The sequence below is a fragment of the Rhizobium sp. BK418 genome, assembly GCF_004341105.1.
Lineage (GTDB): Bacteria > Pseudomonadota > Alphaproteobacteria > Rhizobiales > Rhizobiaceae > Rhizobium.
The window spans coordinates 782,439-806,525 of the sequence record NZ_SLZK01000001.1 but is presented as its reverse complement, the minus strand read 5'-3'; the positions used below and the strand labels follow the sequence as shown (position 1 = coordinate 806,525).

Annotated in this window: 25 protein-coding genes; 6 read left to right on the top strand and 19 right to left on the bottom strand. The window is 60.0% G+C overall.

Features of this window, described 5'->3' with window-relative positions:
* Positions 1–227: 227 nt before the first annotated feature.
* Complete coding sequence (locus tag EV281_RS04015; RefSeq protein WP_132651622.1) at positions 228–809, bottom strand: acyloxyacyl hydrolase; 582 nt, start codon at positions 807–809, stop codon at positions 228–230.
* Positions 810–933: 124 nt separating this feature from the next.
* Positions 934–2,352, bottom strand: a complete 1,419-nt coding sequence (locus EV281_RS04010) for a PLP-dependent aminotransferase family protein (RefSeq protein ID WP_132651621.1) — start codon at positions 2,350–2,352, stop codon at positions 934–936.
* An 80-nt stretch (positions 2,353–2,432) separates the two neighbouring features.
* On the opposite strand from EV281_RS04010, the gene EV281_RS04005 reads away from it, so the two are divergent.
* Positions 2,433–2,687, top strand: coding sequence for a DUF1127 domain-containing protein (locus EV281_RS04005; RefSeq protein ID WP_132651620.1), 255 nt, complete (start codon positions 2,433–2,435; stop codon positions 2,685–2,687).
* A 17-nt stretch (positions 2,688–2,704) separates the two neighbouring features.
* Here EV281_RS04005 and EV281_RS04000 read toward each other — a convergent pair whose 3' ends face one another.
* The 7 genes from EV281_RS04000 to EV281_RS03970 form a co-directional block, all read right to left on the bottom strand.
* Positions 2,705–3,109 carry a hypothetical protein gene (locus EV281_RS04000; RefSeq protein WP_132651619.1) on the bottom strand — a complete coding sequence of 135 codons (405 nt, stop codon included), beginning with the start codon at positions 3,107–3,109 and terminating at the stop codon, positions 2,705–2,707.
* A 46-nt stretch (positions 3,110–3,155) separates the two neighbouring features.
* Entirely contained in the window at positions 3,156–3,827 is a 672-nt protein-coding gene (gene purQ / locus EV281_RS03995; RefSeq protein ID WP_132651618.1) for a phosphoribosylformylglycinamidine synthase subunit PurQ, read from the bottom strand.
* Complete coding sequence (locus EV281_RS03990; RefSeq protein WP_132651617.1) at positions 3,824–4,378, bottom strand: RNA 2'-phosphotransferase; 555 nt, start codon at positions 4,376–4,378, stop codon at positions 3,824–3,826. The genes purQ and EV281_RS03990 overlap by 4 nt, the downstream gene beginning before the upstream one ends.
* Positions 4,379–4,422: 44 nt before the next feature.
* Positions 4,423–4,665, bottom strand: a complete 243-nt coding sequence (gene purS / locus EV281_RS03985; protein ID WP_132651616.1) for a phosphoribosylformylglycinamidine synthase subunit PurS — start codon at positions 4,663–4,665, stop codon at positions 4,423–4,425.
* Between the two features lie 17 nt (positions 4,666–4,682).
* A complete protein-coding gene (gene purC, locus EV281_RS03980) occupies positions 4,683–5,447 on the bottom strand; it encodes a phosphoribosylaminoimidazolesuccinocarboxamide synthase (protein ID WP_132651615.1) in 765 nt (254 codons plus the stop codon).
* Between the two features lie 244 nt (positions 5,448–5,691).
* Complete coding sequence (locus EV281_RS03975; RefSeq protein WP_245508209.1) at positions 5,692–8,031, bottom strand: EAL domain-containing protein; 2,340 nt, start codon at positions 8,029–8,031, stop codon at positions 5,692–5,694.
* Between the two features lie 58 nt (positions 8,032–8,089).
* Positions 8,090–8,644: an alpha/beta hydrolase gene (locus EV281_RS03970; protein ID WP_132651614.1), complete on the bottom strand. Its 555-nt coding sequence runs from the start codon at positions 8,642–8,644 to the stop codon at positions 8,090–8,092.
* A gap of 161 nt (positions 8,645–8,805) precedes the next feature.
* On the opposite strand from EV281_RS03970, the gene EV281_RS03965 reads away from it, so the two are divergent.
* Both EV281_RS03965 and EV281_RS03960 read left to right on the top strand, forming a co-directional pair.
* The gene (locus tag EV281_RS03965; RefSeq protein ID WP_132651613.1) at positions 8,806–9,600 is read left to right on the top strand and encodes a DUF2189 domain-containing protein; all 795 of its coding nucleotides are present in this window, start codon (positions 8,806–8,808) and stop codon (positions 9,598–9,600) included.
* A gap of 115 nt (positions 9,601–9,715) precedes the next feature.
* Positions 9,716–10,186 (top strand): low affinity iron permease family protein, encoded by a 471-nt coding sequence (locus EV281_RS03960; protein WP_132651612.1) that lies wholly within the window; start codon positions 9,716–9,718, stop codon positions 10,184–10,186.
* Positions 10,187–10,230: 44 nt separating this feature from the next.
* Here EV281_RS03960 and purB read toward each other — a convergent pair whose 3' ends face one another.
* The 5 genes from purB to EV281_RS03935 all read right to left on the bottom strand — a co-directional run bounded on the left by purB (position 10,231) and on the right by EV281_RS03935 (position 14,641).
* Positions 10,231–11,538: an adenylosuccinate lyase gene (purB, locus tag EV281_RS03955; protein ID WP_132651611.1), complete on the bottom strand. Its 1,308-nt coding sequence runs from the start codon at positions 11,536–11,538 to the stop codon at positions 10,231–10,233.
* Between the two features lie 61 nt (positions 11,539–11,599).
* Positions 11,600–12,085 (bottom strand): hypothetical protein, encoded by a 486-nt coding sequence (locus tag EV281_RS03950; RefSeq protein ID WP_184327058.1) that lies wholly within the window; start codon positions 12,083–12,085, stop codon positions 11,600–11,602.
* A gap of 2 nt (positions 12,086–12,087) precedes the next feature.
* A complete protein-coding gene (locus tag EV281_RS03945; RefSeq protein WP_132651609.1) occupies positions 12,088–12,819 on the bottom strand; it encodes a DUF2259 domain-containing protein in 732 nt (243 codons plus the stop codon).
* Complete coding sequence (gene rpe, locus EV281_RS03940) at positions 12,820–13,497, bottom strand: ribulose-phosphate 3-epimerase (protein WP_132651608.1); 678 nt, start codon at positions 13,495–13,497, stop codon at positions 12,820–12,822.
* A 61-nt stretch (positions 13,498–13,558) separates the two neighbouring features.
* The gene (locus tag EV281_RS03935) at positions 13,559–14,641 is read right to left on the bottom strand and encodes a branched-chain amino acid ABC transporter substrate-binding protein (protein ID WP_132651607.1); all 1,083 of its coding nucleotides are present in this window, start codon (positions 14,639–14,641) and stop codon (positions 13,559–13,561) included.
* 172 nt (positions 14,642–14,813) lie between these two features.
* On the opposite strand from EV281_RS03935, the gene EV281_RS03930 reads away from it, so the two are divergent.
* On the top strand, positions 14,814–15,308 hold the full coding sequence (locus EV281_RS03930) for a flavin reductase (protein ID WP_132651606.1): 495 nt from the start codon (positions 14,814–14,816) through the stop codon (positions 15,306–15,308).
* A gap of 130 nt (positions 15,309–15,438) precedes the next feature.
* Positions 15,439–15,756 carry a TfoX/Sxy family protein gene (locus EV281_RS03925; protein WP_132651605.1) on the top strand — a complete coding sequence of 106 codons (318 nt, stop codon included), beginning with the start codon at positions 15,439–15,441 and terminating at the stop codon, positions 15,754–15,756.
* Here the strand turns inward: EV281_RS03925 and EV281_RS03920 are convergent, their stop codons facing one another.
* The 5 genes from EV281_RS03920 to EV281_RS03900 form a co-directional block, all read right to left on the bottom strand.
* Positions 15,757–16,179: an NUDIX domain-containing protein gene (locus EV281_RS03920; protein ID WP_132651604.1), complete on the bottom strand. Its 423-nt coding sequence runs from the start codon at positions 16,177–16,179 to the stop codon at positions 15,757–15,759.
* Between the two features lie 7 nt (positions 16,180–16,186).
* Positions 16,187–17,734 (bottom strand): DEAD/DEAH box helicase, encoded by a 1,548-nt coding sequence (locus EV281_RS03915; RefSeq protein ID WP_184327059.1) that lies wholly within the window; start codon positions 17,732–17,734, stop codon positions 16,187–16,189.
* A 98-nt stretch (positions 17,735–17,832) separates the two neighbouring features.
* A complete protein-coding gene (locus tag EV281_RS03910) occupies positions 17,833–19,152 on the bottom strand; it encodes a peptidoglycan DD-metalloendopeptidase family protein (RefSeq protein ID WP_132651602.1) in 1,320 nt (439 codons plus the stop codon).
* 106 nt (positions 19,153–19,258) lie between these two features.
* Positions 19,259–20,074, bottom strand: a complete 816-nt coding sequence (locus EV281_RS03905; protein WP_132651999.1) for a ferritin-like domain-containing protein — start codon at positions 20,072–20,074, stop codon at positions 19,259–19,261.
* Complete coding sequence (locus EV281_RS03900) at positions 20,074–20,547, bottom strand: peroxiredoxin (protein ID WP_132651998.1); 474 nt, start codon at positions 20,545–20,547, stop codon at positions 20,074–20,076. The genes EV281_RS03905 and EV281_RS03900 overlap by 1 nt, the downstream gene beginning before the upstream one ends.
* 139 nt (positions 20,548–20,686) lie before the next feature.
* Between EV281_RS03900 and EV281_RS03895 the strand changes: the two genes are divergently transcribed.
* Entirely contained in the window at positions 20,687–24,076 is a 3,390-nt protein-coding gene (locus tag EV281_RS03895) for a DUF3971 domain-containing protein (RefSeq protein ID WP_132651601.1), read from the top strand.
* The last annotated feature ends 11 nt before the right edge of the window (positions 24,077–24,087 follow it).

The window sequence follows — 24,087 nt, the reverse complement described above, 5'->3', positions numbered from 1 at the left end:
ATCCCTGCCTAGAGCAATCCTGCAAAAGTGCGCAGCGGTTTTGCATCCGGAATTGCGTGAAAACAAAGAGATAGAGCATGACAGTGATTGGAAGAAAAACGGACATGCTCTAGCGCGTTTGCCGTGTCTTTAGCCTATGTAGGAACTATGCGCGACAGGAAAATGCCTGCCGTCAACAGAGGGCAGGCACCGCGAGTTCCGTACTGGCAATTTGCAGGGCGCAGCCTTCAGAATTTGTAGCCGACCATCAGTCCGGCGCGAGTCATGCCGTCGTTCGGACCGTCACAGAGGTTGGCGTTCGAGGAATGGGCGAGCTGCGCCATAACATTCCAGTTGCTGGTGAAGCGATAGCCGGCGCCGAGATATTCGTGAAACAGCACACGACAGCCGAGATCCGGCCCATCGTCATTGCCATCGATGTCACCGGTATGGATGACGCCGCCGAAACCGGCCTCCGCGAAGATCTTGTCGCTGAGGTCGACCGTCCAGGTGAAACCGGCGAAGAATTGCGTGGCTTCGCCAGCCGTACCGATCGAGGTGCCCAAATGAACGCGGGGATGCAAAAGCTGCTGCTTCCAGCCGGTTGCCTGCTCGAAGCCGAAGGGGTCAAAAAGGGCCGTTATTTCGGGGAAAACGCCGTCTTCATGCGAATGGCCGCCTTGAACGGAAGCGGATGCGCCGAAGCGCAATTCGTCGAAAACCTTATCTCCGGCTTGCGCCGCTGATGACATTCCCAGGCTGCATGCAAAGACTGCGACCGACGCGATACCTGACAGGCGCAGCAGGAGTGAACGGAATTCGAATTTCATCTGCTGTCCTTTGATTCTCGCCTAAACAGCGGAATGGGACAGAGGTAACATGCGAGAGGTCTCGGTAAAGCGCTATGTTTCGATTATGACCTTTTCCACAATGCTGACACCGATCTGCAACAGTTCAGATCTCGCCGTCATAGGCGGAGCCACCATTTTCCAGTAGGCGTTTCAATACCATAAGACCTGCGGCCAGCTCGTTTCTATCCTTCGGTGAGGAGAAGCCGATGCGCACGCGGTGATAGACTTTCTCCCCACGCGCCGCCTTGAACTCATCCTCGTCATCGACAAGCACGCCATCGCGGAAGGCAGCATTCTTGAAAGTGCCGGACAGCCAGGGCTCCGGCAGTTTCAGCCACAGGAAGGGGGCGTGCGGGTGGGATTCGAACTCGAACCCGCGCAATTGCTCGCGGGCGAGGCGAACGCGGGCCGATAGTTCGAGGACGCTGGCATTGCGGATCTCGTGCGCCTTGCCACTCTCAACAAGACGCGCACAAGTTTCGGCCAGAATGAAGGGCAGGCCGCCGGTGACCATTTTGTGCGTGACCTTGATGCGCTGGGCGAAGTGCGGCGGGCAGGCAACCCAGCCGCCGCGCACGCCAGCCGCGACCGACTTTGACAGGCCGTTGACGAGAAAGGTGCGATCAGGCGCGATCGAGGCGAGCAGAGGCGTATCGTCGTTAGCCATGCCGCCATAGAGGTCGTCCTCGATGATCCACACGCCATGTCGCCTTGCGATATCGGCAATGGCCACGCGCCGTTCATAGGACATGATGGCAAGTGTCGGGTTGTGGACGGTCGGCATTGTGAAGACGAGCTTCGGATGCTGCTGCTGGCAGAGCCGCTCGAAATCATCAGGGATGATGCCGTGTTCATCAGACTCGACGATCAGTGTGCGCCGGCCGAGCAGGCGCACACTGCGGCTCACCTGCGTATAGGTGAGGTTTTCGAAGACGATCTTGTCACCGGGCGCCGACACGGCGGCGATGACGGCGATGGCCGCGGCGTGTGCGCCGAGCGTCGGCACGACGTTTTCGACCTCCGGCGACCAGCCATTGCGTGCCAGCCACAGACGTCCGGCCTCAAACCAGTTCGGCGGAAAGCTGCGAGAATAAGAGGAGATTTCCGCCAGATGCTGTTCGCCGATCTCGGCCATGATGCCAGCGATGACCTTGCCTTGACCAAGATCGGGAGCAGCTGTCGTATCGAAGCGAAGCTTGTTCGGGGGCGCATCCGCGACGCGCGTGCCGCTTAGCGAAAGAGTGACGGGATCGACCTGCTCGCTAGGCGGCGTATTGGCGCGGTCAAGCACATAGGTGCCGCGGCCGACTTCGCCGGCGACAAGACCACGCTCATGCACAAGCGCATAAGCGCGGCCGATTGTCCCGATTGTCACCCCGATATCATAGGCGAGATTTCGCTGCGGCGGCAGCTTGCTGCCTGCCGGCAAGGCGCCGGAAGCAATGGCGGATTCAATGTTGTCCGCAAGCCGCATGTAGACCGGGCCGGAGCCCTGCGAAAGATCGGGGAGCCAATTTGTCATGGTGACAATGAATAAATTGTCACCCTATACCTGTCAAGACTATGAGACAATCCTGTCAGCGGAAGCAACAGGAGTCAAAGATGTCCGCTATACCCCAGGCCAAAGGTCATATTGTATCGATTGTCTCTATCGATAGTCCGCACGAGATCGTACTGCCCAGGCACAAGCCGGCCACGACACGGCTGATGCGTCTCTGGGTCGCCATTCTCATCTGGCATCAAAAGCGTGAGGGACGGCGCGCGCTTCGCCATATGACCGCAGATCAGCTGAAGGATATCGGTCTGTCGCAAACCGATGCCGCGCGGGAAATCAGCAAGTCGTTTTTCTGGGATTAGGCTCGTGATGTGGAGCCTTAGCTGCAGGCGCGGTTGCCGCCCGACCAGCGGGTGACGTCAGCGGCGATGCGGCCTGAGACCGGCTCGGACATCATCGGGCCAAAAGCCTGCATCTTGGCAGGACTGCCCTCGGCCTGCACGACGAGAAGCGGGCGGCTTTCAGGACTGCCCTTGTGGACGACAAGGATGCGCGGCCGGCCGGAGAAGGAATTGAGCTCCGGCGCCAGCCTATATGCGGCGAAAGCCGGGTCGCCCGACTTGAACCAGCAACTGTTGGCGCCGAGCGCCACACGCTCCATTGTCGATAGCGCGCTGCGGTCCGGCCCCTTTGCAGGTGTCGAGGACTGGCAGGCAGCAACCAGCGCAGAGAGGCCGGCAAAGGCTACAGCGTTGGCAGTAGCAGCAAAAAGGCAAGGGCGCATTCAGCTTGCTCCAGTGATCCGGCGACGGGCTTTCTGATGAAATGAATCAGGCAGCGACGACGTCGAGCGCCGAAGCGAAGAGGCCGCGGCCGTCCGACCCCCCGTGAGCGGCTTCTATAAGGTTTTCCGGATGCGGCATCATGCCGAGAACATTGCCCTTGGCATTCATGACGCCGGCAATGTCGTTGACCGAGCCGTTCGGGTTGGTGCCTTCGGCATAGCGGAAGACGACCTGGCCGTTGCCCTCGATGGCAGCGAGCGTCTCGGCATCGGCAAAATAGTTGCCGTCGTGATGAGCGACCGGGCAGCGGATGATCTGGCCCTTTTCGTAGGCGCGAGAGAAATCCGTGTCGGCATTGACGACTTCGAGTTTGATCTCGCGGCAGACGAATTTCAGCGAGGCATTGCGCATCAAGGCGCCCGGCAGAAGGCCGGCCTCGACAAGAATCTGGAAGCCGTTGCAGACGCCGAGAACCTTCACGCCCTTGTTCGCCTTCTCGATGATCGCCTGCATGACCGGCATGCGTGCTGCAATCGCGCCGCAGCGCAGGTAATCGCCATAGGAGAAGCCGCCGGGAATGACGATCAGGTCGACATCGGGGATTTCCGTCTCCGTCTGCCAGATCGTCACCGGCTGGCGACCGGAGATTTTGGTGAGAGCGGTGATCATGTCGCGATCGCGATTGAGGCCCGGAAGTTGAACGACGGCTGATTTCATGGGGTGCCTGCGTTTAGCGAAAGATATTGAACTGGAACGCTTTCGGCGAGCCATACTCCATTGTCCGAGACAAAGAAAGAATGTCCCTCTGAAAACATGCGGGCTGCGTCTATACGCAGGATAATATAGTCGCCCTTGCGGCGGGTTGCGACGATCTTCGCGGTATCGATATCGGCAGAAAGGTGAACGTGATGCCGTTCCATCTTCTGCAAGCCTTCGCGCTCGATCGCAGGCCAGCTTGCCCGCGACGTGCCGTGGAAGAGGATTGCCGGCGGCTCGACCGGCTTCAAGGCTAGGTCGATACCGACGCTGTGGCCCTGATTGGCGCGAATTCTGTCCTCGACAAGAGCAAAGCGCTTCTTCGGACTGTTTTCGATGATGCCGATAATATCGGCGCGCGAGACGTCATATTTCGACGTCAACGCCTTTTCGAACGCATCGAAGGAAACCCACCCTTCGGCATCAAGCGTCAGACCTGCGGCTTCCGGCGCATGGCGTAAGACATAGCTCATATATTTCGAGACTTCCGTCTCCAGCTTTGCTTCCATCATGACGCTTCATCCTGGAGGCTCGCCAGGTGGCGAGCCTGTGATCGTCAGTCGATCGCGATCGCGTAGTTCTCGATGACCGTATTGGCGAGGAGTTTCTCGCACATGGCCTTGAGATCCGTCTCGGCCTTGGCCTTGTCGGTGCCTTCCAATTCCAGATCGAAGACCTTGCCCTGGCGGACATGGCCGACGCCGCCGAAGCCGAGGGCGCCGAGTGCGCCTTCGATGGCCTTTCCCTGAGGATCGAGAACGCCGTTTTTCAGCGTGACGGTGACGCGAGCCTTGATCACTTGTTCTTCCCTGCCTTTTACTTGACCAAAACGGGGCCGGTGCCGCGCACGGGCTCGTTTTCATTGATGATGCCGAGACGGCGCGCAACTTCGGAATAGGCTTCCAGCAGCCCGCCCATATCACGGCGGAAGAGGTCCTTGTCCATCTTCTTGTGGGTCTCGATATCCCAGAGGCGGCAGCTATCCGGCGAGATTTCATCGGCCAGGATGATGCGCATCATGTCACCTTCGAAGAGGCGGCCGCACTCGATCTTGAAATCGACGAGCTGGATGCCGACGCCGAGGAAGAGGCCGGTCATGAAGTCGTTGACGCGGATGGCGAGTGCCATGATGTCGTCGAGTTCGGCCGGATTGGCCCAACCGAAGGCAGTGATGTGCTCCTCGGAGACCATCGGATCCTCAAGCGTATCGGACTTGTAATAGAATTCGATGATCGAGCGCGGCAGAACGACCCCTTCCTCGATGCCGAGGCGCTTGGCGAGTGAGCCGGCGGCGACGTTGCGCACGACGATCTCGAGCGGGATCATCTCCACTTCCCTGATCAGCTGCTCGCGCATGTTGAGCCGGCGGATAAAGTGGGTGGGAATGCCGATCTTGTTCAGATGGCTGAAGATATATTCAGAAATACGATTGTTGAGAACGCCCTTACCATCAATGACTTCGTGTTTCTTCTTGTTGAAAGCGGTGGCATCGTCCTTGAAGAACTGGATCAGTGTGCCCGGTTCAGGCCCTTCATACAGTATCTTTGCCTTGCCCTCGTAGATACGGCGGCGACGGTTCATTGTAGTTATTCTCTGCTGTTGGCGCTCTTGGGATAGCGCGCGTGGATCGATCTCGTGGCGTCCCCTTAAAGGAAAAGAGAGAGTTTCACAATCCGCCTGTCACTCCTTCCCCGGTTTCCGGCCGTAGCGGGAAAACCGCAAAGAGAATCGAATGTCTTCGCAAGAGGAGACTACCGCCTTTTTCTTTACGGTGAAATGAAGGCAAAATCTCGGAGCGGTTATACAGGTCTCTATCTGGAGGTCGTCACCTGGAAACCGTGCGGCCGACGGAACGGCGCAGGTCAGTCTGCAGCGCACGGGCCGCACTCTCCGGTTGCCGCCAGCTTTCGCTTTGGATGAAGGCCGGGATCTGCATCGCTGGCATCGGCCGTGCAAGTGCATAGCCTTGCAGCATATCGCAGCCAAGCTCCTGCAGGATGTGGACGTGATCGGCAGTCTCCACACCTTCGGCGGTGACGAGAATGTTCAGCGAGCGGCCGATCTCGATGATGGAACGGACGAGCTTGCGTTGCTCTGCCGATTGCGGCAGCTGGCTGATCAGCTCGCGATCGATCTTCAGCGTCTTCGGGCTCAGCCGCATCAGGCTGACGATCGAGGCGTGGCCGGTGCCGAAATCATCGACTTCGATGTCGATGCCGAGCTTCTTCAGTTTCTTGAGATTGGCGGTGACCGCGTCGTCGCAATCGTCGAGCGAGATGGATTCCAGCAGCTCGAATGACACCGTGCCCGGTTCGATCCTCAGCGAACGCAGCTTCTTGCCGAGCTGCGGATCGGAAAGTCTCCCGGCGGAGACATTGACGGAAATGCGGGGAATGGCGAAGCCTTCACGGACCCAGGTTTTGCGGTCGGCAAGGGCCCGCTGCAGGATCAAGGCATCGATCGTCGAGACGACGTCGAGGTCTTCAGCGATGTCGAGAAAACGATCGGGAGCAAGCACGCCGCGTTCCGGATGCTGCCAGCGGGCCAGGGTCTCGATGCCGGCGATATCCAGCGTGCGGGCATCGAATTGCGGCTGGTAGAAGGGTACGAATTCATTGCGCTCGAGACCGATCAGAATTTCATCGGCAAGGCGCTTGGCCGTCAGGATCGTTCGCCGTACAGCCTTGGAGAAGAATTCGTGGCGGTTGCGGCCGGAGGCTTTAGCCCGGTAGAGCGCGATATCGGCGTTGAGAAGAAGCTGCTTTTCATCGAGATTCGAGCCGCTATCGATGGCTATGCCGATACTGGCGCCGAAGCGGCAGTCATGCCCCTCATATTTGATTGGCTTCCTCAGCTCGCGGATGATGCGCTCGGCGACTGTGGCGATCTTCTTCGAAGCGGTGTTGACGACGCAGAGGACGACGAATTCATCGCCGCCGATGCGCGCGACGAAATCCGTGCTGCGAATGGAGTCGCGTAATACCCGAGCGGCATGTTTCAGCAAGTGGTCACCGGCGCGGTGGCCGAGCGTATCATTGATCTGCTTGAAGCGGTCGAGATCGATGTGGAGGATGGCAAGCGCCAGATCTTCTTCGCGGCACTGGGCGGAACGTTCTTCCAGCATCTTGTCGAGATAGCGACGGTTCGGCAGACCGGTGAGATAGTCATGAAGAGCCAGATGCTCGATGCTTTCCTTGGCGGCTTCGAGTTCGCGGTTGCGGGCTTCGGCAAGATCCTTGGCGCGCTGCAATTCGTTGCGCAGCGCCACTTCCTCCGTCACGTCCCAATTGGCGCCGATCAGTTTGCGGTAACCGTTGCCGTCGACGAAGAACGCCGCGCTGGCGCGGATGATGCGCTCGGCGCCATCACCCCTGATGATGCGGAATTCATGGTGAAAGCCGGTCCCGTTGTTGACGGTGCTTTCGACTGTGTCGAGCACCCGCTCGCGATCGTCAGGATGAATCCTTCCCGGCCACGCCGCGCCTGCCGTCAGGCGGTCGACGCCCTGCAGCCCATAGATGGCAATGAGGCGGTCGTCCCATTCGACGGTTCCGTGGTCGATATCGGCTTCGAATACGCCGATATCGCTGATCTGCAGGGCAAGGTCGAGGCGGCGGGAGAGCTGCGCCAGCATCTCCTCCGTCTGCTTGCGTGCGGTGATGTCAGTGTCCGTGCCGACGACACGCTGGGCCGCACCGTTTTCATCCCACTCAACCGGTGCGCCACGGCATTCGATCCAAACCCAATGGCCATCCTTGTGGCGCTCGCGATACTGGAAGATATGGTAGGCCGGGTCACCGGCATTCTGGCGCTCGATGGCATTAATGACGAAATCGCGATCATCGGGATGGATGAGCTGCAGCCAGGCCTCGTAATCACCATCGGCCGCCTCATCAGGCGCCATGCCGCGAATGGTCTTCCAGGTCTGCGAGTAATATTTCTTGTCGAGACGGTAATTGTGGTCCCAGACGCCGAGACCGGAGCCGACGAGCGCGTAGTTCCAGCGGCTTTCGCGCTCGGAAAGATCGGAATCATCCGTATAGCTCACCGGTCCATTTGCGGCCGGTGCGTCGCGGTCCGGGTCAGCGGCGTCTTGCGGATGGCTCTGCTTCACGGGCGCGCGCTCTCGCTTTTCTGGCATCAGCGCAGTCTGCGGTCTTTCCATTAAGAAATGCTTAGAAAGCGATCGCTCAATTCACTGGAAATACCGGAGTTTCCGGTTCTCAACCGGGCAGGCGGCTCAGAAACTGAGCAAAGACCATCGTGCCCTCGGGCCAGGGCCCATGACCAGAATCCGCATTGATGTGGCCGGATTCGCCGGCATCCACCAGGAAGGACCCCCAGCTGTTGGCGATATCGTCGGCATGTTCGTACGTGCCGAAAGGATCGTTGCGGCTTGCCACCGTAATCGAGGGGAAGGGCAGTGGATCGCGCGGGTAGGGACCGAAGGTCATCAGATGTTTCGGACGGATATCCGGATTGGCGACATCGGGCGGCGCGACGAAGAAGGCACCGGCAACCCGCTTTTCAAACAGCGGGATCGCATGAATCACCGAGGGTACGCCAAGGGAATGGGCGACGATCACGACGGGGCGTGTGGCGGCATTCACCTCCTCGGCGATGCGGGCGATCCAGTCCTCACGCACGGGCTTCGACCATTCCGCCTGCTCGACCCGGCGCGCGGTGGAGAGCTTTGCTTCCCAGCGGGTCTGCCAATGGTCGGGACCGGAGTTGGTGTAACCGGGAACGATGAGAATATCTGCTTCTGACGCTTTCATGGTGTCGCCGATGTGAGAAAGCTTGACGGCGATGTCAAGGGAGAGAGCGACTTGGCCTGAGAAATTTGCTATAGTCGCTGCCTGCCGGTTGCGTTTGCGTGTCGGCTTGTCGTTACCGACACGTTCGCCTCCGGCTCATCTTGGCTGAGGAGGAGAAAGCCATGGCGGCATTCCATATCATGACAGGTGCTGGCGACAGCTTCGCACGGCCTGCGATCAATCGCATCAGCATAGCAGACGTCTTCGACGCGCTCAGGCTCGGTTTCGAGGATTTCCGGGAAAAGCCTTCACATTACGTTTTCCTATGTCTCATGTATCCGATCGCTGGCATCTTCCTGACGATGTTGAGCTCGGGCGCCAATCTCGCGCCGATGATCTTTCCGTTGATGTCGGGTTTCGTGCTGATCGGCCCGCTCGCCGCGATCGGCCTTTATGAAATCAGTCGTCGACGCGAGGCCGGTCTCGACACCTCCTGGCAACATGCGCTCGATGTACGCCGCTCGCCGGCCCTGCCGTCGATCATCGCCGTCGGCCTCCTGCTGTTCGGGATCTTCGTCGTCTGGCTGGTCACGGCGCAAACCATCTATACGAGCCTTATCGGTGAGGTCTTCCCGCGCTCCATGTCGCTCTTCATGCAACAGGTCTTCGGCACGACTGAAGGCATACAGCTCATCCTGTGGGGCAATCTGGTCGGCCTCGGATTCGCGCTCGTCGTTCTGGCGATCACTGTCGTGACATTTCCGATTCTACTCGACAGGGATTGCGGAGCAGTGGCCGCGATGGTCGCCTCGATCCGGGCAACCTTCGCCAATCCTGTGCCGGTGCTCACCTGGGGTTTGATTGTGGCCGCATTGCTCGTCATCGGCACACTTCCGCTCTTTGCCGGCCTTGCACTCGTCATTCCGATCCTCGGCCATGCGACCTGGCATCTCTACCGGAAACTGATTGCCATGTGACGGCACCATTCCGGGTGTCGCAAGATTCCGCGATACCCGGAATTTTTTCTGCATACGGAACCGCGGAACGTTCCTTGGAGTTTGTCTTTGGCCGACTTCCAAGGAGGATTTCAAGGTGACGTTACGCCATGTGTTTGCCCGCTTTGCAACCAAGGTATCGGAGTGGGCGGGCAAGCCGGTGACCTTCATTCTGGCGCTTATCGCCGTCATTATTTGGGCCGCTCTAGGTCCCTTGTTCGACTATTCGGAAACCTGGCAACTCGTGATCAACACCGGCACGACGATCGTCACCTTTCTGATGGTCTTCGTGCTGCAGAACGCGCAGACGCGCGACACGCGCGCTATTCAGGCAAAGCTCAATGAAATCATCCTGACGAGCCACGCCGAGAACCGCTTCATCGGCATCGAAAATCTCGACGAAGAAGATCTCAAACATCTTGACCGGCTGGTGGCCAAGGCGGCCGAGGGCCGGGGCAGGACAGAGGCTTGCGAGGTAGCGGATTTACAGGCCGACATCTCGATTGCAAAAAGCGAGACGAAAAAACGCAAGACGCCAGTGGCTTCCACATCGCGCAAGCGGAAATGAAAACGGCGCCTCGTGGGCGCCGTTTCATGAGATATCTTCGGTAATTACACCTCGCCGAAGACGCGACGGAAAATCGTATCGACGTGCTTCGTATGATAACCGAGATCGAACTTCTCCCGGAGATCCGCCTCGGAGAGTGCGGCGCGGACTTCGGCGTCGGCAAGCAGTTCCTCGAGGAAGTCCTTGCCCTGTTCCCAGACCTTCATGGCGTTGCGCTGCACGAGGCGATAGGCATCCTCGCGGGAGACACCGGCCTGAGTTAGCGCCAGCAGAACGCGCTGCGAATGTACGAGACCACGGAACTTGTTGAGGTTCTTCATCATATTCTCGGGATAGACCACGAGCTTTTCAATCACACCGGCGAGACGGTTCAACGCAAAATCCAGCGTGATCGTCGTATCCGGGCCGATGGCGCGCTCGACGCTCGAATGGCTGATGTCGCGCTCGTGCCAGAGCGCCACGTTTTCCATCGCGGGAACGACGGACATGCGCACGAGGCGGGCGAGGCCGGTCAGGTTTTCGGTCAGAACCGGATTGCGCTTGTGCGGCATGGCCGAAGAGCCCTTCTGGCCTTGCGAGAAGAATTCTTCCGCTTCCAGAACTTCGGTGCGCTGCATGTGACGGATTTCGATCGCGACATTTTCGATCGAGGAGCCGATGACGCCGAGCGTGGCGAAAAACATCGCATGACGATCACGCGGGATGACCTGGGTGGAGACCGGCTCGGAAACGAGACCGAGGGCTGCGCAGACATGCTCTTCGACAACAGGATCGATATTGGCGAAAGTGCCGACGGCACCGGAGATCGCACCCGTGGCGATTTCAGCGCGAGCGGCGACCAGGCGCGCACGGTTGCGGCTCATCTCGGCATAGAAGCGGGCAAAGGTCAGACCCATCGTCGTCGGCTCGGCATGGATGCCGTGGCTGCGGCCGATGCGGATCGTATCCTTATGCTCGAAGGCGCGGGTTTTCAGCGCAGCGAGAACACGGTCCATATCGGCAAGCAGGATATCGGCAGCGCGCACGAGTTGGATGTTCAGCGTGGTGTCAAGCACGTCAGAGGAGGTCATGCCCTGATGGACGAAGCGGGCATCGGGGCCGACGATCTCGGCAAGATGCGTCAGGAAGGCGATGACGTCATGCTTGGTAACGGCTTCGATCTCATCGATGCGGGCAACATCAAAAGTTGCCTTGCCGCCCTTTTCCCAGATGGTGGCGGCAGCCGATTTCGGGATCACGCCGAGCTCTGCGAGCGCATCGCAGGCATGCGCCTCGATCTCGAACCAGATACGGAACTTGGTTTCTGGAGACCAGATGGCGACCATCTCGGGCCGGGAATAACGAGGGATCATGGGCGAGCGCCTTCATTTGTGACAGTAGCTGCGGCCCCTGTAGCAAAGACGGCCGGCAATCTCAACGCATGCGTTTGGCAAGAGCCAGGCTGATGACAAGCAGACAGACCAGTCCGACGGGCAAAAACAGCCCCAGACCGATAACGAGGAACTGATAGATGGCGCTGGCGCCGGTAAAGACGAACTGGAACATCCAGATGACAGAGCCGAAGGGCGCATGCCAGCGAGAATAGAAAATCCGGTAATCCATGGCGAAAAGAAAGGCCGTCATCAGCACCGTGCCCGTCGTCAACGCCAGGAAGAAGGCGGCAAAACGCGCCTCCAGCTCATGACCAAGCGCAAGATATCGTCCGGCAAGCAGATTGAAGGGCCAGGAGAGCAGCCCGCCGCCGAAATAGAGGAGGGCGAGATCAAGCACATGGCTCGTCTCCATGCCATTGCGCAGATAGAGGCCAACCATGGCCGAGATCAGCATCAGCACGCCCCAGAGGGGGGCGCCGATGAAAAGCTCTGAATAGGACGGCCATGCCACCCGCAGACGGTTCATTTTCAGGGCTTAACCGGAACGGCAATCCAGCGGCCGTTGCGACCGTCAGGCGCAGCGCTCAGCGCCAGAATGAGGGCGATGTGGACGGGTCTTCCGGCTTCCGGCTGATAGACGAGGGCGCCGCCCATCCGATATTCCACCGGGCAGCCGCGATCAGCGGGAATTGCCTTGTCCTGATGGACGATCTGGCGGTTTGGCGCGCCGTCCTTCTCGATGAGTTGGAGAGTGAAGCCAACAACGTGGTTGTTCAGGGTTTTGCAAGCATCGGGTGTCGCGACCTGCGCATCGCCGAGCAGCAGCGTGTAAGCGCCGCGCGCGAGGCCGTCAGTTGCAAGCGTCGTATAGCGGATCGTCTTCATCGGCGAGCCGAGTTCGGTCGGCGGATTGAACGCGGCGATCAGGCCGGGATTGGTCAGTAGGTCATATTTGTCCATTTGCTTGCGGGCCGCTGTCAGGTTCTGGCGCCGCGCTTTGGAGAGATCAGCATCCTTGTCTGTCAGCTCCAGATGAAAGGGCGTCTCTTCGAGATTTTCACCGGTGTCGGTATTGATGAAATAGGTATCCGAATAGGGGACCTTGCCATTCTTCATGCCGAATTCCTGGAAGGCGAAGACCTTGCCATCAGCTGAGAAACCGACAGGCTGGATATTGGCGATATCGCCGGCAAAGGCTGTGGCGGATATTCCCGTCAGCAGGGCGGCGAAAAGGCTGCCCATGAACATGCGCTTCGTCATTTAGCGAGCTCCCTCAGCCGCGTTGCGAAGGGCCGTGATCGCCTGCCGATAAGCCTCGAGCGAGCCGCCCTTGAAAATTGCCGACCCGGCGACGAGCACATTGCCGCCGGCCTTTGCCACGGCAGGAGCGGTATCCACCGTCACGCCGCCGTCCACCTCAAGCTCGATCGGACGGTCACCGATGAGTGACTTCGCCGCTGCGATCTTGTCTACCATTGCCGGAATGAATTTTTGGCCGCCGAAACCGGGGTTGACGGACATGATGAGAATGAGGTCGACATCGTCAAGCACGTTCTCGACGACCGAGAGCGGCGTTGCCGGATTGAGCGTGACGCCAACCTTCTTGCCGAGATGGCGGATCGTCTGCAGCGAGCGATGCAGATGCGGTCCGGCTTCTGCATGGACCGTGATGCGGTCGCACCCGGCCTTGGCGAAGGCCTCCAGATAGGGATCGGCAGGCGAGATCATCAGATGGCAGTCGAAGGTCGCATCGGTGTAGGAACGCAGCGACTTGATGACATCGGGGCCGAAAGAAATGTTCGGCACGAAATGGCCGTCCATGACGTCGAGATGGATCCAGTCGGCGCCGGCCGCGGTGACGTTGCGTACTTCTTCGCCGAGCTTTGCAAAATCTGCCGCCAGGATCGATGGCGCGATGCGGATGGGCAGTGTCGTCATGGGTCTCGGTCTCCGTCTCAAACCGGAAGCGGGTAAGCCGCCTTACGGCATGGTCAATAGGTCAGTCCGTGCCGCCAGCGGGCGGGACGAACGCGTCGCCGCGCCATTGGAGCAGGCGATAGGGATTCTGCGACAACTCATGGGCCGGTGTGAAGATAACCGGGCCGATCGGCGTATTGAATTGCGTTCCGATCAGCTTTTCTGCGATTGGCTTGCCCTCGGTCACCGCCGCCTGCACGGCCTGATCGGCAATCAGTGCGGCGGCTGCCGCAGGCAGGGCATAACCTTCGGGCTCTACTCCTGCCGCCCGCATCGCGTGGACGGTCGAATCTGCCTCCGGCAGAAGAGCGTATTCCGGAATCGCGACAGCGCGTACGCCGTCCGCAAGCGCAAGCGGCTGGTTGGGAGCGCGCATCGCATCGCCGCTCAGGATATCCAACGAGATGTTTTCAGCCTTGGCGTCACGCGCGATGGTGGCGACATCGTTCCTGTCGCCGCCGATGAAGACCTTGGTGGCACCTGCTCGCTTCAGGCGGCGCACGAGACCGATCTGCTGTTCCTGCCCCGGCCGGTAAGTATCAGTGAAGACGGGCTTGAGACCATTTTCTTCCAGTGCGTCGCGTACGGCTTCCGTCAATTCGCGGCCGTGGATCGTGCCGTCCTCGATGAGGGCGATCGGGAAAGCCGTCCATTGCTGCAGGATGATCTGGATGATCTTCTCCGCCTCATCGCCGTCCCGCGGCGCAAGACGGAAGAGGGGCCAGCCGTTCTTCAGCGAATCTTCCATCAGGATACGCGAGCGCACCGACACGGTAATGGCAGGGATGTTGGCATCCTTGAGCTTCGGCAACGCGCCTTCAAGCGTTTCGCTGCAGAGGAAACCGATGGCGATCTGAACTTTGGCGGCAATCAGCGCATCGGCGATCGCCGGGCCGCTATTGTCCTCACAGCTTTCGCTGATCGGAACGATCGTATCGCCGGCCTGCCCAATCTGGAAAACTGCGCCAGCACGAACTTGGGCGCCGAGCGAGGCGAAGGTGCCGTCTTGCGGGGCCACAACGCCGATCGTCACGCCGGCCGCGCGGCTTTCGGCCGTCAACGCCAGGAGCGACAGAAGGGCGGCTATGACACGCAGCGTCATCATGAAAGGTGCAGGTCTCTCGTCTAGTCCATGCCCTTTTATCTGCACGGCGGCAATCGTCAAAGAAAAACAAGCATATTCTTCAGCTTTTAGCGGCTGCTATTGTAGAAAAGGTAACTGATGCCCGCCATATTGGCGAAATAACAAAAACAAGACACTGATTGCGGAGAAGCATGTGTTGAACAGGCAGCATATTGATCCTGGCCTATATCGCGACGCCATGAGTCGCTATGCCGGCCACGTGCAGCTGGTGACGACGGCTCTCGGTGAAGCCCGCCGCGGCGTCACCATCACGGCCGCCTGCTCGGTGTCGGACAATCCGGCTTCCGTTCTCGTCTGCCTCAATAACACCAATGTGAAAAACGAGATCTTCTGGCGCAGCGGCATTTTCGCACTGAACTCGCTCGGCGCTCATCATCAGCGCGTGGCCGACGCCTTTTCTGGACGCACGCAACTGGAAAACGAAGAACGTTTCCTGAGTGCCCGTTTCGAAACGCTGGCAACGGGTGCGCCGGTGCTCGCCGATGCACTTGCCGTCTTCGACTGCCGGGTGACCGATATCAAGGAAATGCCGACCCATAACGTCATCTTCGGCGAGGTCGCTGCCGTCCGTTTCACCGAAATCCACCCGGCGCTTCTCTATCTGCACCGCGGTTATCATTCGATATAGCCTTACCCCGCATCGGCCTGAAAATCGGAATCGATTTTCGAAAAGCACGATGCTTAGATTCAAAGAGTTAGAGCGTCGCTTTGTGCGTCCGAATGGATGCAAGGCGCTCCAGTCAGAGGAGCGACCAGCCATGGACAATGCCGGCATCGAGGAAATGTTTCAGTCGCTTGGTCCCGTCACCATCAAACGCATGTTCGGCGGCAAGGGCATCTATCATCTCGGCCGTATCCTGGCGCTCGAAGTGCGAGACGAAATCCTGCTGAAGGCCGATGAGAAGAGCGCGCCAGAATTTGCGGCGGCGGGTGCCAGCCAGTGGTTTTACGAGGGCAAGAAGGGCGCGCCGGTAAAGATGCCTTACTGGAGCATTCCGGAAGAAGCCTATGACGATCCCGATATCATGGCCCGATGGGTGCGGCTTGCCTATGAGGCGGCGTTGCGCGCCGAATGATCAGCGCAATTCGCCCGCCGGAAGGCTGGCAATCGCTGCTCTGGTGAAGGCCGACAAAGGCTCCGGCAGGTCGGCAAGGCCGAACCAGCCGAAATCCGAAAGCTTGTCCGGCTCGGTCAACTGCGGCTCGCCCGTTACGTCGCGGGCGATGTAGAGCAGGGAAATCCAGTGCTGGCGGTCGGCTTCGATGATCTGCTCGGTCAGGCCTATGCGTTCGATACGGCCGATCGCGAGGCCGGTTTCCTCTTCCGCCTCGCGGCGCGCAGCCTCTTCGGCCGGCTCCATATGATCAACCTTGCCGCCGACGATATTCCAGTAGCCGGCTTCAGGCGGACGGATGCGCTTGTAGAGAAGGATCTTGCCGTCGCGCAAAATCACCAGGCCTACACCGAAGCCTGGGAAGTCGATGCCGGGCTTGCCCATGGGGCACTCAGATCTTGGCGTTGGCGGCAATCAGCATGAAGGCAGGGATATCGTCGCCGAAACCAATGGGCGTGGGGCCGTCATCATTGTCGCGATGGCGGCGGCGATCGCGGCTGTCGTCGTTCGCGGGGTAAGGCCGATTGCCGCGCGCGTTGTTCTGCGGCTTCTGTTCTGCTTTGCGCTCGTTCTTCACGCTGGCGGCCCTTGCTACTGCTTCCACGACTTCTGCACCATTATCTTCGGCGTTGATATCAGATTTATGACTCGAAGACCGACGCTCGCGGCCACGATCCTTATCCCGCTCACGACCCTTGCCGCGACGAGGAGAACGCTCGCTGTCACGGCTTTCTTCGGCCGGCGGCAGGGCGGAGAGGTCGCCGTTCAGCCATTCGACCTTTTCGCCGATCAGCTTTTCGATCGCGTCGGCATATTTTTGGTCGTGGCGGGTGACGATAGTGAAGGAAGCGCCGGAACGGCCGGCACGGCCGGTGCGGCCGATGCGGTGAACATAATCTTCCGAATGGATCGGCACGTCGAAATTAAAGACGTGGCTGACATCGGGAATATCGAGGCCGCGGGCGGCGACGTCGGAAGCGACGAGCAGCTTGATGTTGCCGTCCTTGAAGTTGGCGAGCATTGTCATGCGCGAGCGCTGGTCCATGTCGCCATGGAGCGCGCCAACGGAGAAACCGTGACGGTCTAGCGAACGGAAGAGTTCGGCGACATCCTTCTTGCGGTTGCAGAAGATGATCGCGTTCTTGAGGTCTTCCTGGGCGCGGATCAGATCGCGCAGCACGGCGCGCTTCTCGTAATCCTTACCGTGCGAGGCGACGAAACGCTGCACGATGGTGCTCGACGCCGAAGCCGGCTTGGAGACTTCGATACGCTCAGGGTTCTGCAGGAAGCGGTCCGCAAGCTTCTGGATTTCCGGCGGCATGGTGGCCGAGAAGAACAGCGTCTGGCGGGTGAAGGGGATCAGCTTGGCGATGCGCTCGATATCGGGGATGAAGCCCATGTCGAGCATGCGGTCTGCTTCGTCGATGACGAGGATTTCAACGCCGCTCATCAGAAGCTTGCCGCGTTCGAAATGGTCAAGAAGGCGGCCGGGGGTGCAGATCAAGACGTCTGCGCCACGCTCGAGCTTACGGTCCTGCTCTTCGAAGGAAACGCCGCCGATCAGCAGGGCGACGTTCAAGCGGTGATTCTTGCCGTATTTCTCGAAGTTTTCGGCAACCTGGGCAGCCAGTTCGCGGGTCGGCTCCAGGATCAGCGTGCGCGGCATACGGGCACGGGCGCGGCCTTTTTCCAGAAGCGACAGCATGGGAAGAACGAAAGATGCCGTCTTGCCGGTGCCGGTCTGCGCGATACCGCAAATATCGCGGCGCTCAAGCGCGAAAGGGATTGCCCCGGCCTGAATGGGGGTGGGGGTCGTATAGCCCGCATCGGTAACAGCGGAGAGCACTTTGGGGCTCAAACCAAGGTCAGCAAATGTCGTCAAAGGGAAAACTGTTTCCGTTTCGTTCGGCCGGTCTCTGGCGAGTCGGCAGGATTGCATGCCGCAATGGTGGGCGACATAGTCCTAAACGGCCGGCAAGTCAAGGGAGAGCGTCTCCACCCCAGGTAGCGAGGTGAAGCATTCGTTACCGCGACCGGCTATTTTATATAAGTGGCAAGTTTAAGGCCGGCATTCATGAAATAAATCGGATCGACGGCGTGTCCATCCTGCCGCACTTCGTAATGCAAATGCGTGCCGGTGGAACGGCCGGTGCTGCCGGCAAGTCCGATCACATCGTTGCGGTCTACGGTGTCGCCAACCTTGACCAGAATTTCAGACATATGGCCATAGCGCGTCGAAATGCCATTGCCGTGATCGACCTCGACCATATTACCGTAGCCGCCGGTCCAGCCGGCAGCGATCACCTTGCCGGGCGCAGTGGGACGGACCCTTTCGCCGGGCGAGAAACGGAAGTCGATGCCCGAATGCAGGGCAAGGCGGCCGAGGAACGGATCGCGCCGGTTGCCGAAGGGGCTGGTGATTTCCTTGCCAACAGCCGGATTGCGGAACGGCAGGGACTCGGCAGTGCTACGCACCGCTTCCAGCCGCGTCAGCGCGCTGTCGAGCTGCACCAGAGAATTGTTGAAGTCGTCGTTGCTTTCAGGCTCGACATAGGGACCGCCGACGGCGTCTTCGTCCTCTTTCGCCGCTGATGTCTCCGACGGGACCGGGATATGGAAGCGGCCGAGCACGCCTTCGATCGCATCGGCGGCACTGCCGGCGTCACTCGTCAGTTGGTCGACGCGGCTCTTCTGATCCTGTTCGACATTCTTCAGCGAGAGAGTGACCTTAGAAAAGATGCGGTCGGCACGGTCGCCGACCGTTTCCTCCGATGGAACATAGGCGAGGGTGGAATTGTCGGGAGCGCCGGCATCAGCCGGCTTGTTATCGCCTGCCAGAAGCTTGTCGATCGCCTGCACGCCGCCGGAAAGCGACGCACGTTTGTCCTTGATGTCAGGCGCATAGGCCTGCGCCGGCACGTCTACGGTAGGCGCCTCCTTGCCCGTCAGGCCAGAGCTTTCGGCGCGGTCGAGCAGGTTGTCGAGCTTCCCATGACGCGAGGTCAGCGCCATCTGCTGCTCCATGAGCTTGTCAACCTTGTCCTCGACGACCTGCTGATCGAGAAGCTGGCGGGATGTGATGCGGTCGACCTGTGCACGCAGTGCCGCGATGCGGTCTTCATAATCGTGCTGCATGCGTGCCTGCCGGGCCATGGTCGCGCCAATCAGGTCGTCGCGCAGGACAAGGTAGGAGGTGGCGAGCAGATAACCGATTGCGAAGACCCCAACGAAGCAGAAGGCCAGCGCCGCCATCCACGGCTTCACCGTCATGTGGCGCACCTTGTCGCCGCTGGCGAGAATGAGGACATACTCCTGTGCCCTCTTGCCGAATACCCGACTGTGATGTCCGCTCGTCACGGAGGGTCTCCCAAAGATTCGCTTTTCAGCGCCCGCCTCATTGGGAAACGATTACATACATTTATGGTTAATAGTCGGTTTACGCAGCCCTGTTGGAGCTTGGCGGTCAGCTTTGGCTGGTCGACGTCAGCGCGCGGTAAAAGGAGGGCGTCAGCCCGGCTTCGGCGCGCGCCACATCATTGAACGGAGCCTTCAGCGGACTGCGGAAATTGGCACGCACCAGCTCCTGGAATGTCCTTGCCGGATCGCGTTTTTCACGGGCGCAGAGGAAGCGGAACCATTTGGCGCCGACGGCAACATGGCCCTTTTCGTCGTTATAGATCACATCCAGAACCGCGGCACTTTCGAGATCGCCGGTCTCACGCATCTTGGCCTGCAGCGACGGTGTGACATCGAGGCCGCGGGCTTCGAGGATCAGCGGCACGACGGCAAGCCGTGCCGTGAGAGCGTTGCGTGTCGAATGCGCCGCCTGCCAGAGACCGTCATGGGCGGGAAGGTCACCATAGTCGGCGCCGAGATCGTTGAGCCGCTTGCGCACCATACGGAAGTGCTTGGCCTCTTCGTAAGCCACCTGCATCCAGCCGTCAAAGAAGGAGTTTGGTACATGGGCGGAGGCGAATCGCGCCACGATATCGAGCGCCAGATCGACGGCGTTAAGCTCGATATGGGCGATAGCATGCAACAACGCGATGCGACCGGGCAGGGTGTGCAGCGAGCGCTTCTCGACCTGGGTCGGGGGCACGAGAACCGGCTTCGCCGGGCGGCCGGGACGTTCCGGCAGAGGTGCGTCGAGCGGCGAGCGCAGGGAGATGCGACGGGCGAACCATCTGTCGGCGCTTTCCTGCGCCAGTTCCGTCTTGCGGTCGAGGTCGGCGGACCGGATCGCATCGATCGCGCCGCCGCGCAGCGAGGTGATCGTCATCACGCGGCCAGATTTCTCACGGCTTCCAGCACCGTTGCGGCATGACCCGGCACTCGAACCTTCTGCCATATGGTGGCGATGGTGCCGTCCTTGCGGATCAGGAAGGTCGTGCGCTCGACACCCATGAAGGTGCGCCCATACATTTTCTTCTCCTTCCACACGCCATAGGCCTGCAGCACGGTCTTCTCCTCGTCGGAGGCCAGAGCGACCGTCAGCTTGTGTTTCTTGATGAAGCGATCGTGGCACGCCGCCGAATCCGGCGACATGCCGACGACAGCAGCACCCGCTGCTGCGAAATCATCGGCAAGCGCTGTGAAATCCAGCGATTCGGTCGTGCAGCCCGTCGTATCATCCTTGGGGTAGAAGAACAGAACCACCGGCTTGCCATGGTAATCGGAAAGCGAAATGCGGCCGCCGCCATCGCGCGGGAGGCTGAAATCAGGAGCAACGGAGCCAATACCGGGAGCGGACATCACAGAACTTTCTTTTGCCGGGTTTAGGAGAGATACTATATCGAACGAACCGGTATATAGTGGACGACCCGGCGTCCCGCCCAGCTGTTTCAAACGAAATTGGGGCGATTCGAACAAGTTCAGGAGTTTCCCAACGCGCATGTCAGCCATCCGCGGCGAGAAGGTTACGTTCCGTAAGAAGGACATCGTCGCCTTGCATAACCTGCCTTCAGCGCAAGTTGAGGATCCTCTTATCGTGCACTGCCCGCCGCCGCGCTCGCGCGTTCGCCGCACGGCGAAGGCTACGGGCGGATTCTGCGCGGTCATCCTGTTCATCCTGGCGGCAATCGTTTTCACGATTGAAAGCGGGGTCATCGACGCGCCGCTGTCACAGCAGGCGCAGTCGGCGCTGAACAGCGCGCTCGGTCCACGCTACCGAGCCGAAGTCGGCTCCACCGCCATCCGCTTCACCTCAGGGCTGCGGCTGGCGCTGGAAGCGCGCGACGTCAACATGGTCGACCAGCAAAGCGGCCAGCATCTTTCCACGACATCGTCCATGCGTATGGCGCTCGATCCGCTGCAGCTCTTCCGCGGCCGGATCGCTGTGACATCGTTGGAAGCTGACGACATTGCGCTGGATACCTCGCTGCTTCCCTCCGGTAATCCGGTGAAGCTTGACGATCTCAGGGTCGATGCCATTCCAGCGGCCGCGGAAACGATCTTCTCGCATCTCGACATTTTCGAGACCTTCGTCGAGCGGGGCGGCACCGACACGGTGCGCATTTCAGGCATCGACATCAAGCTGGCAGATACAGCGAACGGGCCGGTTTCGCTTGTCGTGGACAATCTCGCCTTCGAACGTGTCGGGCCGAACTCGCTGCAGCTGAACGGCGAGATTTCCATCAATGGTGAGACAGCTAATCTCAATGTCGTCACCGAGCAGGCAGGCGGACGGGCATCCAGGCTCGTCGCGACACTGTCGCATGCCGACCTGACACCCTTTGCACTCAAGCGCAACGAACAGGGCGAGATCCGCCAGGGTCTCAACACGTTCGGCGATCTCACCATCTCCGCGGTCAGGGCCGCCGACGGCGTCAAGCCGTCGCTCGATGCGGCGCTCAGACTCGATCCGGGTCTCATCTATGTCGACGGCGACTCTCAGGAGCTGACGGACGGGCAACTCAACCTTGCCTATGATTTTGACAAGCAGACGCTCGAGATCGCCAAATCGCAGCTGCATCTTGGCGCGACCATACTGCCGTTCAGCGGCGCGCTGATCGATCTCGACAAGCTCGACCCCAATGCCGGCAAAGGCTTCGGTATCGACGCACTGATCAGCGGCGGCACGGCAGCACCCAATTCCGGCGAGCAGCCGCTTTCCTTCGACCTTCAGGCGACCGGACGCTATCTCGTCGCCGGGCGCGAATTCCAGTTCACCAACATGGTGGCTTCCTCGCCGCTCGGTTCCCTCTATGGGGCGCTGCATATACGGCTGAATGAAAAATCGCCGGAAATCAGCTTTGCCGGTCAGTCGCAGCAGATGCAGACGACGGCGGTCAAGCAGCTCTGGCCATTCTGGATGGCATCCAAAGCGCGGGTCTGGGTGCTCGCAAACCTCTTCGGCGGCACGGTAACCGACGCCTCAATTTCCGTCTACATTCCGCCAGGGCGTCTGGATGAGGCGGCGGGAGGACGCGGTCTACGGCTGGATGAAAACCAGCTCCGCATTGCCTTCGATATTGCCGGCGCACGCATGAATGTGGCAGGCGATATTCCGCCGGTGCGGGATACAGCGGCGCATTTCGACCTGACGGGCGGAAAGGCGACGATCTCACTCAAAAGCGGCACCTCTTATTTCCAATCCGGGCGTGCGGTAGCGCTGCAGCCGGGTACCTTCATAATGCCGTCAGTCTACGACAAGCCGCTGATGGCCGATGCCGACATTTTCGTTTCAGGCTCAGCCGATGCAGTAGGCGAGCTTTTGACCTACAAGCCGATCAAGGTTCTGCAGCGCGCAGGTTTCGTGCCCGACGACCTCAAGGGCAATATCGAGGCGCATGTGCAGGCGCATTTCGGCCTGCTCTCCTCGCAGAACCCGCCGCCGCCTGAGTGGAAGGCGCAGATGAAGCTCACCGATGTCGCGCTCGCCAAGCCGTTTTCAGGGCGTGTCATCACCGATCTCGACGGTATGCTCGATGCCGATCCGCAGCAGGTGAACGTCAAGGGAAAGGCTGCCATCGACGGCGTTTCCGCCGATATCGATATGTTGGAGCCCGTCGACAAGTCTTCCGGCATCGAGCCGCAGCGCGTGATTACGGCAACACTCAACGGCGAGCAGCGCGACAGGCTGCTGCCTGGCCTGTCCGATATCCTCGGCGGCAGCGTCAAGATGGTGCTGACACGCCTTGATGAAGACCGGCAGGACGTGCAGCTCGATCTCGGAAAGGCATCGCTCGATCTGCCCTGGATTGGCTGGTCGAAGGGCAGCGGCATTCCCGCTAATGCCGAATTCGAGGTTTCAGGTCCGGCTGACAACACGCAGATCAAGAATTTCCGCCTGAAAGGGGATGGCTTTGGAGCAACCGGGGCGCTCGCCATCGGCAAGAGCGGCCTGATCTCGGCAGATTTCGACAGCGTAAAGCTGTCTTCGGTCGATGATTTCGGGCTGTCGCTGAAGCGCAGCAAGGGCGGCTTCGATATTTCCGTCTCCGGCGCCAGCGCAGACGCACGGCCGATCATCGCTCGGCTGAAATCAGATTCGAGCAGCGGCGACGGCAGCGACAGCAGCAGCGTCACCGTGAAGGCGAAACTGCAGAAGATCATCGGCTTCAACGACGAACAGATTGGCAATTTCCAGGCGCAGATCGCCATGAGCGGCAGCCGGCTGCAGTCACTGAATTTCTCCGGCATCACCGATAGTGGCGAGGCGGTCGTCAGCAAGATGCAAGGCGGCGGCGTCATCAACATCACCAGCGGCGATGCCGGCTCCGTCTCGCGTTTCGCCGATCTCTACCAGCATATGCAGGGTGGCCTGCTCAACCTGGCGATTCGCCTCGGTGCCGGCGGCGGCTGGGACGGCTCGCTCGATGTGCGCCGCTTCTCGATCATCAACGAACAGCGGCTGCGGTCCATCGTCTCGACGCCGGTTGGATCGGATCAACGCAGCCTGAGCGAGGCGGTCAAACGCGACATCGATACGTCCTCGCAGCACTTCCAGCGCGGCTTTGCCCGCGTCGTCTCACGCGGCGGAGCAGTCTCCATCGAAAACGGCGTACTGCGCGGCGACCAGATCGGCGCCACCTTCCAAGGCGTGGTGCGCGATGCGAGAGGCAACATGGACATGACCGGCACCTTCATGCCGGCTTACGGCCTCAACCGGCTGTTTGCCGAATTGCCGCTGATCGGCGTCATCCTTGGCAATGGTTCGGACCGCGGCCTGATCGGCATTACCTTCAAGCTGACCGGCAAGTTCGACCAGCCGAACCTGCAGATCAATCCGCTCTCGGTGATAGCGCCCGGCGTCTTCCGGCAGATTTTCGAGTTCCAGTAAATCGCGGATGC